At 62.0% G+C, this 11,207-nt stretch carries 10 protein-coding genes; all 10 read left to right on the top strand.

All coding sequences use genetic code 11. The annotated features are described in order from the left end of the window. Positions 1 to 44: 44 nt before the first annotated feature. Positions 45 to 1,790, top strand: coding sequence for a bifunctional diguanylate cyclase/phosphodiesterase (locus Q8Q80_RS09210; RefSeq protein ID WP_305632632.1), 1,746 nt, complete (start codon positions 45 to 47; stop codon positions 1,788 to 1,790). Between the two features lie 204 nt (positions 1,791 to 1,994). Beyond that, positions 1,995 to 2,312 carry a flagellar transcriptional regulator FlhD gene (flhD, locus tag Q8Q80_RS09205; protein WP_069039559.1) on the top strand — a complete coding sequence of 106 codons (318 nt, stop codon included), beginning with the start codon at positions 1,995 to 1,997 and terminating at the stop codon, positions 2,310 to 2,312. Between the two features lie 18 nt (positions 2,313 to 2,330). Further along, a complete protein-coding gene (gene flhC / locus Q8Q80_RS09200; protein WP_305632631.1) occupies positions 2,331 to 2,870 on the top strand; it encodes a flagellar transcriptional regulator FlhC in 540 nt (179 codons plus the stop codon). A gap of 226 nt (positions 2,871 to 3,096) precedes the next feature. Continuing rightward, positions 3,097 to 3,954 (top strand): flagellar motor stator protein MotA, encoded by an 858-nt coding sequence (motA, locus tag Q8Q80_RS09195; protein WP_305632630.1) that lies wholly within the window; start codon positions 3,097 to 3,099, stop codon positions 3,952 to 3,954. Positions 3,955 to 4,034: 80 nt separating this feature from the next. After that, a complete protein-coding gene (motB, locus tag Q8Q80_RS09190; protein ID WP_305632629.1) occupies positions 4,035 to 4,976 on the top strand; it encodes a flagellar motor protein MotB in 942 nt (313 codons plus the stop codon). Positions 4,977 to 5,072: 96 nt separating this feature from the next. Next, positions 5,073 to 6,251, top strand: coding sequence for a methyl-accepting chemotaxis protein (locus Q8Q80_RS09185; RefSeq protein ID WP_305632628.1), 1,179 nt, complete (start codon positions 5,073 to 5,075; stop codon positions 6,249 to 6,251). Positions 6,252 to 6,263: 12 nt separating this feature from the next. Next, positions 6,264 to 6,629 carry a response regulator gene (locus tag Q8Q80_RS09180; protein WP_305632627.1) on the top strand — a complete coding sequence of 122 codons (366 nt, stop codon included), beginning with the start codon at positions 6,264 to 6,266 and terminating at the stop codon, positions 6,627 to 6,629. Between the two features lie 43 nt (positions 6,630 to 6,672). Continuing rightward, positions 6,673 to 8,922 (top strand): chemotaxis protein CheW, encoded by a 2,250-nt coding sequence (locus tag Q8Q80_RS09175; RefSeq protein WP_305632626.1) that lies wholly within the window; start codon positions 6,673 to 6,675, stop codon positions 8,920 to 8,922. Between the two features lie 199 nt (positions 8,923 to 9,121). Next, the gene (locus tag Q8Q80_RS09170; protein ID WP_305632625.1) at positions 9,122 to 9,631 is read left to right on the top strand and encodes a chemotaxis protein CheW; all 510 of its coding nucleotides are present in this window, start codon (positions 9,122 to 9,124) and stop codon (positions 9,629 to 9,631) included. 10 nt (positions 9,632 to 9,641) lie between these two features. After that, the coding region (locus tag Q8Q80_RS09165) for a cache domain-containing protein (RefSeq protein ID WP_305632624.1) at positions 9,642 to 11,207 on the top strand (1,566 nt) is incomplete at its 3' end.

Below are 11,207 nucleotides of genomic sequence, written 5' to 3'. Positions count from 1 at the left end.
TCGTTAAGGTTCGTTGATCGTGCACACGACCTGGAATGAAGTTGATGGATCGCCACTCAGACAGGATGGGAGGGTTCAGAACCATCAAGGTGTTGATGGTCGAGGACAATGAAGACGACGTCTTCCTGCTGAATGCGCAGCTGAGCGCACGCGGCCTCGAAACCTATTCCGAGCGCGTGGACAGCGCCCATGAACTCGCACGCGCGCTCGAAGAGCGCGAGTGGGACCTGGTCATTTCCGATCATGCGATGCCGGGCTTCGATTCGGCCTCCGCGCTGGAAGTCCTGCGGCGCAGCGGTCGCGACATTCCCTTCATCATCTACTCCGGCAAGATTTCCGACCACATGGCGTTTTCGGCCATGCGCAACGGCGTCGCCGACTACGTCCAGAAGGGCAATATCGCGCGCCTGGTGCCGGTCATCGAACGCGAACTGCGCGGTGTCGAAACGCGCCGGGCGGTACAGACCGCCGATGCACGCATCCATGCGCTGGCCTTCTTCGACACGCTTTCGGCGTTGCCGAACCAGACCTTGCTGCGCGCCCAGATCGACGACTGGCTCGATACGGCGCGTCGCAGCGCCGAAGCGCGCCATGCGACGCTGCTGGTGATCGATATCGACCGCTTCCTGCGCATCAACACGAGTTTCGGCTATGACGCTGGCAACGTCGTGTTGCGCGAAGTCGTGTCGCGCCTGATCGAGCGTGCCGGCCAGGGCGCGATGATCGCGCGCTTGAGCGGTGACCGCTTCTGTGTCTTTGCGCCGTCCTGCACGACGCGCGACGACGCCCGCCTGTTCGCGCACCGGCTGCTGGATGCGTTCGCTTCACCGGTCATCAAGGATGGTCTGGAGCTGTTCCTGACCGCTTCGCTCGGCGTCGCGATGACGCCCGGCGACGGCAACGAGGCGCAGTCGCTGATCATGAACGCCGAAGCGGCGATGTCGAGTGCCAAGCGTGCCGGTGGCAATGGCCTGAGCTTCTACGCCCACGAAATGAGCGCCAGTTCGGCCGAGAAGCTGGTGCTCGAGACGCATCTGCGCCACTCCGTTCAGCGCGGCGAACTGTTCCTCAATTACCAGCCGATACTCAATGGCGTAACCGGCCGTACGTCCGGCGTCGAGGCCCTGCTGCGCTGGCGTCACCCGCAGCGCGGCATCATCCCGCCGGACCGCTTCATTCCGCTTGCCGACGAATCAGGCCTGATCGTCGAGATCGGTGCCTGGGTCATGCGCGAAGCCTGCCTGCAGGGCAGGAAGTGGCACGAGCAGGGCATGCAGGACCTGTCGATGTCGGTCAATGTGTCGGCCGTGCAGTTCGCCCAGCCGCGCCTGCTGGAAACGGTGCGCACGACGCTGGAAGACACCGGATTTCCGGCCGAGAAACTGGTGCTCGAAATCACCGAATCGGTGCTGATGAAGGATGCGGAAACCACCATCGGCATGCTCAAGGCGCTGAAGAACATGGGCGTGCGCATTTCGATGGACGACTTCGGCACTGGCTATTCGTCGCTGTCCTACCTGAAGCGCTTTCCGATCGACATCGTCAAGATCGACAAGTCCTTCGTGCGCGACATCAATGACGACGAAGACGATGCCGCCATCATCCGCGTCATCATTTCACTGGCGCGCAGCCTGCGTCTCACGACGGTGGCGGAAGGCGTTGAAACACCGGAGCAACTGGGTTTCCTGCGGCGCGAACAATGCGACCGGTTTCAGGGCTACTTCTTCTCACGGCCGGTGGAAGCCGACCTGCTCAGCAAGCGCATCCTGGATGGAACCCTCTTGATCTAGCCGGATTTCCCGCTCCGCGCGCCCGTCGGCAGGCGCGACATCCCGACCCCGGTCCAGCCATGTAGGAAAACTTCCTACAGGATTCCGCTCGTCTTCACGTACATGAACTTACGTCTTGTCCTGATTGGGCAACGCCCCCCTGCTGGGCAGAATGCATCCCATGCACTGAAACACACGGTGCCTGCCGACGGAAGGGAATGCATGATGAAGACGACCGGTTTGCTCAACGAGATCAGGGAACTGAATCTTTCGTACCTCATGCTTGCCCAGCAGATGATCCGCGAAGACCGCGATGCGGCGATGTTCCGCCTCGGTGTCAGCGAAGAAGTGGCCGACATGATCGAGTCGCTGTCGCCGGCCCAGGTCCTGAAGATGGCCAGCGCGAACATGATGCTGTGCCGCCTGCGCTTCGACGACCGCGTGCTGCTCGGCCTGCTGTCGAGCCACGGCCGCGATGCCACGACGTCCCACCTGCATGCCACGATTCTCGCTTGCGCCCAGCCGGTCGAAGCGGTTTCCTGATTCAAGGGGTTAAGGGTCATGAAAAACAAAAGCATCGTTTCTGAAGGTCGTGAAATTGCCCTGGCGGCAGACCTGATCAAGCTGGGCGCACGCCTGCAGCTCCTGGAGGCTGAAACCCACCTGTCGCGCGAGCGTCTGCTCAAGCTGTACAAGGAAGTAAAGGGCGTGTCGCCGCCCAAGGGCATGCTGCCCTTTTCGACCGACTGGTTCATGACCTGGCAGCCGAACATCCACGCTTCGCTGTTCATGTCCTTCTTTTCCTTCTTCAAGCAGAACACCGGGCGATCCCAGCTCGACTGCATCGTGAAGGCGTTCCGCCTTTACCAGGAACATGTGCAGACGCACGACATGGAAGAGGTGTTGAGCCTGACCCGCGCCTGGACCCTGGTGCGATTCTTCGACGCCAAGCTGCTGCAGCGTACGCCCTGCACCTGCTGCGGCGGTCAATTCGTGGCCCATGCCTACGACCCGAAATCCAGCTACGTCTGCGGCCTGTGCCACATCCCGGCACGTGCCGGCAAGACGCGACGCGCGCGCGAGGCCCTGATCGCCGCCTGACAGCCCGTTCTACTTTCCTGTCTGACCTCCTCCTTGCGAAAGCAGGGAGCTCGCCGCCGCGGGGCAACCCGTGGCGGTTTTTTTTTGTGTCGTCGCCACGGGTGCGGCTTTGCGGTGGATGCCGGTGGTCGGGGAATCACGATCAAGTTTCGCAGTGCGGTGCCGTTACACCAACAGGCACTGAGTGCTTGATGCCGCGAACATCCGTCATACACAGGGAAAGTCCATGTTTCTGATCATTGGCTACGTCATCGTCCTTGCCGCGTCGATCGGCACGTACGCCCTTCATGGCAGTCTGGCTGCACTGTGGGTGCCGGCCGAATACGTGGCCATTTTCGGTCTGATGATCGGCGGCTTCGTGGCCGGCAACGGCATGCCGGCAATCAAGGCCACGCTTGGGGCCCTGCCGTCCGTGTTCAAGGGGTCGTCGTACAACAAGGCGTTCTATGTAGACGTGCTGGCGATGCTGTACGAAATACTTGCCAAGGTGCGCAAGGAAGGCCTGATGTCCATCGAGGCCGACGTCGAGAACCCGGAAGCCAGTCCGATCTTTTCGAAATACCCCAAATTCCTCGCCGATCACCACGCGGTCGATTTCCTGACCGACTACCTGCGCATGATGGTGGGCGGCAACCTGAATGCATTCGAGATCGAAAGCCTGATGGATGCCGAGATCGACACCCACCACGCGGAGCAGCATGTGGCCGTGCACTGCGTCTCCAAGGTCGCTGACAGCGTACCGGCCTTCGGCATCGTCGTCGCGGTGATGGGCGTGGTGAATGTGATGGGTTCGGTCGGCCAGCCGCCGGCGGTGCTCGGCAAGATGATCGGCGGCGCACTGGTCGGTACCTTCCTCGGCATCCTGCTTTCGTACGGCTTCGTCGCACCGATCGCCGCGCAGCTCGAACAGAAGATGGAAGAGGGCGGCAAGATCTATCAGTGCATGAAGGTGGTTCTGCTTGCCAGCATGAATGGCTATGCACCGCAGGTGGCGATTGAGTTCGGTCGCAAGGTGCTGTACTCGCCGGACCGCCCGAGCTTCAAGGAGCTGGAAGACGAAGTGAAGAACCGCAAGGGCAAGTAAGCCCGACCCCCGTTCTGATTCCGACTTCCATGCCGCGCCCGCGCCACATCGACCCGAAACCCGCTCCGAAGCACTGAACCATGTCCGACGATACCCAGCAGCCCATCATCGTCAAGAAGATCAAGAAAGGCGGCGGCGGCGCGCACGGCGGTGCGTGGAAGATCGCCTACGCCGACTTCGTGACCGCGATGATGGCCTTCTTCCTGCTCATGTGGCTGCTCGGCTCGACCGCGCAGGGCGATCTCGAAGGCATCGCCGAATACTTCGAAAATCCGCTCAAGGTCGCCCAGCAGGGTGGGTCGGGCTCGGGGGACAGTTCCAGCGTGATCCAGGGCGGCGGTCGCGACCTGACGCGGCAGTCCGGCCAGGTCAAGTACGGCACCGTCGAGGCGAAGAAACGATCGATCAACCTCACCGCCAGCAAGGATTCCGAGAACGATGCCAAGGCCAGGGCGGAAGGCATCGAACGCGCCAAGCTGATCGAACTGAAGAGCCAGATCGAGGCGCGCGTCGAAGCCAATCCCGATCTGCGGCCGTTCCGCAATCAACTGGTGCTCGACGTGACTTCGGAAGGCCTGCGCATCCAGATCGTTGATGAGCAGAACCGGCCGATGTTCACCTCGGCAAGTGATCGGCTGCAGCCCTACACCTCGGTCATCCTGCGTGAAATCGGGCTGATCCTGAACCAGGTCGAAAATCGCATCTTCCTGTCGGGACACACCGATGCAAAGCCGTTTGCCGGCGGCGTCGGCGGCTTTTCGAACTGGGAACTGTCGGCCAACCGTGCCAATGCTTCACGGCGCGAGCTGATTGCCGGCGGCATGGATCCGGACAAGGTGCTGCGCGTGGTCGGCATGGGGTCCATCGTGTCCTTCGACAAGGAAGATCCATACAACCCGATCAACCGCCGCATCAGCATCATCGTTCTCAACCGGCAGACCGAAGAGCTGTTCCTCGCCGATGGCAAGTCGGTCGACGTCGAGAACATCGTCGGCGGCGAGGCGGAACCGGCGATGCCCTGATCCGGATCAATTCGTGCCATACGTATGGATCAAGTTTTCATCGTGTCCGCCGTTACACCGTCCAGTCCCCTACCCTGAATCCGAATGCCTGAAGACATGAATCGCATCTCGATACCACTTGTAGCCGCATGGAGCCTCACGGTGCTCGGTGCGGTGCTGGCTGTCGCACTCCGGCCCGATGCGATCGCGCCGGTACTGTCACTGGGGCTGTTCATTGCATGCATCTGGACGATGACGTCGATTGTCCTGCTGCGTAGCAGGGCGACACTTTCGTCTGCGAACGCGCATCAGGCCGAACGTACCTACGACTCCGATGCGGGGCACGCCGTGCTGTCCGGCAGCGCACTTCATATCAGGTTGCAGTGCGACCAGATGACCGAGGAACTGTCCCGGGTGCAGACCCTGCTGCACGAGGCGATCAGCGGCCTGACCGGAAGTTTTCAAAGCATGCAGGCCGAAACCACCGATCAACGTACGACCGCGTTCGCACTGACCAGCGGCGACGGTGACGGGCAGTTCGACTTCGAATCCTTTGTCGAGGAGACGTCGGGCACCATGCAGCGCGTCGTCGACAGTGTCGTGCAGAACAGCAAGCTGGGCATGGAACTGGTCGAACTGACCGAGGGCATCGCGCGCGAAACCGAAAGTGTGCGTTCGCTGCTCGGCGAAATCGGAGGCATTTCCAAGCAGACCAATCTGCTGGCGCTGAATGCCGCCATCGAAGCGGCCCGGGCCGGCGAGGCCGGGCGCGGTTTCGCAGTGGTCGCAGACGAGGTGCGCACGCTGTCGTCGCGGACCAGTGAATTCAGTCAGCAGATCGTCATGATGGTCGATCGCGTACAGGCCAATGTGAAAATGACGGAGCACGCTCTGGCCGCCCTCGCCGGTCAGGACATGACCTTTGCGCTTGAATCGAAACAGCGTGTCGAAAGCGTGGTGCGCGGCCTGGAAACGCTGCACAAGCGGCGTCAGCGCTCGATCGAAACGCTGGGCGAATCGGTTGAACGCGTCGATCTCGCGGTGGCGACTGCGGTGAAGTCGCTGCAGTTCCAGGACATGACGTCGCAGCTGATCGGACACGTGCAGCGACGCATCGGCAATGTCGACGAGGTCATGGAAGCGGTACGCGAACTGAGCGAAGCCGCGGTGCAGGGCCATGCAACGGAGGTGCATGTCCGTCGGATTGATGACGTGCTGGAACAGCTTCGAGCTGCCGACAGCAAGAACCCGGTGGCGCAGCAAGCGTTCCGGGCAGGCGAAATTGAACTGTTCTGAAGGAGAAGCGTAATGGCAAAGACTGTGCTCGCAATTGACGATTCGCCGTCGATTCGCCAGATGGTGGCATTCACACTGAAAAACTCCGGCTACGACGTGATCGAGGCGGTGGACGGACAGGACGGCCTGGACAAGGCGAAGGCGAAATCGGTCAACCTCGTGCTGACCGACCAGAACATGCCGCGCATGGACGGACTGACGCTGATCCGCAATCTGCGCAGCCTGGCGCAGTACAAGTCGACGCCGATCCTGATGCTGACCACCGAATCGTCCGATGCGATGAAGGCACAGGGCCGTGCCGCCGGCGCAACCGGCTGGCTGGTCAAGCCCTTCGACCCGCAGAAGCTGGTCGAAGTGGTGAAGAAAGTGATCGGCTGAGCGCACGCGACGTGCGTCGATATCCGCAATCGGGAGACCGTTCATGACCATGGACCTGAGCCAGTTCTACCAGGTGTTCTTCGAAGAAGCCGCAGAACACCTGTCGAACATGGAGCAGATGCTGCTCGACATCGATCTCGACAGCATCGATGACGAAGAGATGAATGCGATCTTCCGCGCCGCCCACTCGATCAAGGGCAGCGCAGGCACCTTCGGCTTCACCGACCTCGCGCAGGTCACCCACGAGCTCGAAACCCTGCTCGATCGCGTGCGCAAGCACGATGTCGTCATGACGCCGGCCATGGTCAACGCCTCACTCGAAGCCGGCGATCTGCTGCGCGATCTGGTGGCGGCGCACCGTGGCATCGGCGAAGCCGATCTGCAGCGGGTGGCGCAGGTGTGCGCTGCACTCAAGTCCCTGTATTCCGGTGCGGTCGAGCCGGCACGGGGGGGCGGAGGTGCAGAATCGGTTCCGCTGTCTGCCGCATCGACTTTACGCTTCAGCTTTCTGCTGTTGTCCGACCATGCCGATGTGGCGGGCGTGATCGAGAATCTTGCTCGCGAGGCCGGTGCGCTCGGTGGCCGCCTGCTTGACCTTTCCCTGGGTGCTGACGGGCGCTGGCACGGCGTCTTCCAGGGTGGTGTTGACGCTGAGGCACTGCGCGATCTGATTGACTTCGTTTCCGTCACCGACAGCTTTGCGCTGACCGTGCCGGCCACCGATGCCGACGATGCCGACGATGCGTATGGCCTGTTCGACGCGGCACCCGGAACATCGTCCGACGGCGATAACGCGTGGGGCTTGTTCGACAACGCTTTGCCTGACACGGCGAGCACGGTTGATGACAGTTACGGATTGTTCGACACCGACCCCGTTGCGCCGACAGCCGACAACGGCCAGGCGGGTGATTCGTCCTGCGGCTTCTTCGATCCGCCAGCCGGGCAGGCTGTCGTCGACGCGCCGGGCGCCGCTGCGGCATTGTCGATCGTGTCACCGGCTGCCGCAACGCGGGAGAAGTCCGCCGTCAATGCACCGATCGAGGCATCGGTCGAGCCGTCGATCGACGCCCCCAAGGCCGCTGCGCCACGCAGTGCGAAACCCGCCGCAGTCGCCGATACGTCGATACGCGTGGGCGTAGACAAGGTCGACCAGATCATCAATCTGGTCGGCGAACTGGTGATCACCCAGGCCATGCTGATGTCGGCTGCGTCAAAACTCGATCCGGTCGAGTTCGAACGCCTGATGAGCGGTATGCAGCAACTGGAACGCAATACGCGCGACCTGCAGGAATCGGTGATGTCGATCCGCATGCTGCCGATGTCCACCGTGTTCTCGCGCTTTCCGCGCGTCGTGCGCGACCTGTCGCAGAAGCTGGGCAAGAAGGTGAGGCTTGTACTGGCGGGTGAGTCGACCGAACTCGACAAGGGCCTGATCGAACGCATTGCCGATCCGCTGACCCATCTGGTGCGCAACAGTCTTGACCACGGTGTCGAGACGCCCGAAGTACGGGCCGCGCGCGGCAAGCCGGAAGAAGGCACCATCACGCTGAAGGCCTCGCATCAGGGCGGCAACATCGTCATCGAAGTCGGTGACGACGGTGCCGGCCTCAGTCGTGAGCGCATCCTGTCCAAGGCGCGCGAGCGCGGTCTGGCAGTGAGTGATTCGATGACCGACCAGGACGTGTGGGCGCTCATCTTCGAACCGGGCTTTTCGACCGCGGATCAGGTCACCGAAGTGTCGGGGCGCGGCGTCGGCATGGATGTCGTCAAGCGCAACATCACGGCGATGGGTGGGCGAGTCGACATCGATTCGATGACCGGTGTCGGCACGCGCATGACGGTACGATTGCCGCTGACGCTCGCCATCCTCGACGGCATGTCGGTGGCGGTCGGCGACGAAACCTACATCATTCCGCTGAATTACGTGGTCGAGTCACTGCAGCCGGCCGCCGACATGATCAAGAGCGTCGGTGGCGTGCCCCGCCTGGTGCAGGTGCGCAACGAGTTCCTGAACATCCTGACGCTGCGCGATGTGTTCGGCCTGACTGGCGGCACGACGGATCTGGAGCGCGGCATTCTCGTCGTGCTCGAATCGGACGGCGACAAGATCGCGCTGTTCGTCGATGCCCTGGTCGGTCAGCACCAGGTCGTCATCAAAAGTCTGGAAGCCAATTACCGCAGGGTGGTGGGCATCTCCGGTGCGACCATCATGGGTGATGGTCACGTCGGCCTGATCCTTGACGTGCAAGCACTGGTCGAAACAGCCCGTGTCGGCATGGCGGTGGCTGCGTAGGCAGTCGTCGCAGCCCCTCCGGTTCCAGCTGCTTCGTTCGCAGCCCCCATCCCTGCCTTGCAGTTGCCCCCGGTGCGGGCTTGCCGCTTGATGCAGGTCACTGGATTGCAGACAAGCTTGCTTTCAGGCGCTGAGCGTCCTCAAGGCACTTCGTGTTCCGGCCGATATAGCAAGAGTGATAGACGCTGCGGAGCATGCAATGACCCAACTGGCGCGATCAGCGCACCCGAAACAAGACGCCACCGTCGATGGCGGGTACGCCCAGGAGTTCCTGACCTTCACGCTCGGCGGTGAAGAGTACGCCATCGACATCCTCAAGGTGCAGGAGATCCGTGGCTATGATGCGGTGACCGGCATTGCCCACGCACCGCCATTCATCAAGGGTGTCATCAATCTGCGCGGCATCATCGTTCCGGTTGTCGATCTGCGGATCAAGTTCGGTGTCGGTGTCGTCGAGTACACCCCCTTTACCGTCACGATCATCCTCAACGTCGGCGGTCGCGTTGTCGGCATCGTGGTCGATGCCGTATCCGACGTACTGTCGCTGGACCCTGCACAACTGTGCCAGCCGCCCGAGTTTGCCTCCAGCCTGGATACCCGCTACATCCAGTCGCTCGGCTCGATCGATGACCGGATGCTCATCGTTGTCGATATCGAAAGGCTGATGCTCTCGGCCGACATGGCACTCGTCGAAAATCCCCTGCACTGAGAAGCAAGAAATGTCAAAGACATCTGGAATTCCTTCTGACTCCGGCAACCTGACCGTGCAGCGACGCCTGATGATGATGGTTGCCGTGACGCTCTCGGCTTTCGTTGCGCTTGCCGCAATACTGCTGTTCGCGATGCGCGGCAACATGCTGGATGACCGGAAGAGCGCCGCGCGATTTGCGGTCGAATCCGCCTGGGGTGTGATCGAATCCTTCGAAAAGCGCGCCGCGTCCGGCGAGCTTGCGCAGGATGAAGCGCGTCGGCAGGCCATCGCGACGCTGCGCACGCTGCGCTACAACGGCGAGGATTACTTCTGGATCAACGACTTCGGGCCGCGCATGGTAATGCACCCGACCAAGCCTGAGCTGGAAGGCAAGGATCTGGGCGGCTCGAAGGACCCGAACGGCAAAGCCCTGTTTCTTGAAATGGTGGCAGTCGCAAAAGCCGACGGCGCCGGCTTCGTGGATTACATGTGGCCGCGGCCAGGTTCGACAGACCCCGTTGCCAAGGTTTCGTACGTACGCGCTTTCGCGCCGTGGGGCTGGATCGTCGGCTCCGGCATCTATGTGGATGAGGTCGATGCACTGATTCTCGACCAGGCCTTGTGGGTTGTCCTCGGCGTGTTGGCGGTAGGGCTTGCGATCGGCGTGCCGAGCATACGGCTCGGGCGCAGCATCGCGTCGCGGTTGCGTGACGCCGGACGCCATGCCGAGGCGATTTCGACGGGCGTGCTGGACCGGTCGATCAACGCCGGTGCGCTGGACGAGATCGGTCATCTGCTGCAGGCGCTCGACAAGATGCGCGGCGACCTGAAGCAGCGCATGGAGCGTGATCATGCGGTTTTCGCGGAGAACCTGCGGGTCCGCACCGCACTGGATTTCGTAGGTCGCAACGTGCGCATTGCCGATGCGGATGGCAACGTCATCTACGCCAACCGCACCATGATGAAGACGCTGGGCGAGATCGAGAATGACGTCAGACTGCGTGTACCGTCGTTTTCCCTGGCCCGCATCATCGGCAGCAATGTCGCCTCGTTGTGCGACAACCCGGCATTCGTCCGCAAGTCCGAACAGGTCGGCAATACGCAGTACAGCGAACTGGTCATCGGTTCGCGCACCTTCGATGTCGTCACCACGCCCATCCCGAACGATGCCGGACAGCGCATCGGGCTGGTCGCCGAGTGGACCGAACGCACGCAGGAACTTGCCGTCGAGCGCGAGGTGGAAGCCATGATCGCGGCAACCGTCAGCGGCGACTTTACTCACCGCATCGAGGTCCGGGGCAAACAGGGCTTCTTCAAGTCGCTCGCCGTCAGCATGAACGAACTGGTCGCCGTCGTGGCCGCCGGCCTCGAAGACACCGCACGCGTGCTGAATGCCATCTCGCGCGGCGTGCTGACCGAAAAGATTGATCGTGACTACGCGGGAACGTTCGGTCGGTTGAAGGAGGACACGAACACGACGGTGGACAAGCTGCGCGAGGTTGTGGGTCGGATCAAGGATTCGACGGAGGCGATCAACACGGCGGCGCGGGAGATTTCGGCGGGCAACAGTGACCTGAGTTCGCGCACGGAAGAG

The organism is Methyloversatilis sp. (genome assembly GCF_030698125.1).
Lineage (GTDB): Bacteria > Pseudomonadota > Gammaproteobacteria > Burkholderiales > Rhodocyclaceae > Methyloversatilis.
Note: the sequence above shows the minus strand (reverse complement) of the source record. Positions and strands in the feature narration are given on the sequence as shown.